The sequence below is a fragment of the Psychrobacter sp. TB20-MNA-CIBAN-0197 genome, assembly GCF_040309765.1.
Taxonomy (GTDB): Bacteria; Pseudomonadota; Gammaproteobacteria; order Pseudomonadales; family Moraxellaceae; genus Psychrobacter; species Psychrobacter submarinus.
Window position 1 is genome coordinate 1 of sequence record NZ_JBEOPC010000404.1, and the last position, 281, is coordinate 281.

The 281-nt window shown below is 42.7% G+C and carries 1 pseudogene; it reads right to left on the reverse strand.

The annotated features are described in order from the left end of the window. Positions 1-262 (reverse strand): annotated as a pseudogene (locus tag AAEY83_RS14230) (peptide MFS transporter); the annotation flags it as partial. Between the last annotated feature and the right edge of the window lie 19 nt (positions 263-281).

Consider the following 281-nt stretch of genomic DNA (forward strand, 5'->3'; position numbering starts at 1 on the left):
GAATAGCCAAAATAATATGGCCAATCATAATAATTATGCCGCCATACCAAACCGCTTTTTGACCACCAAACAATCTATCAGCTAGCCACCCACCCGGTAAGCCTAAAAAGTATACTGCGCCTGTGTACAAACCATAGATTGCAGCAGCTGATGCAACAGTAAAGGCAAGGCCTTCTTCTTGTAAGCTTGCTGTCATGAATAATACGAGCATAGCTCGCATACCGTAATAACTCATTCGTTCCCACATTTCAGTGAAGAACAATGTCGAAAGTCCTTTAGGG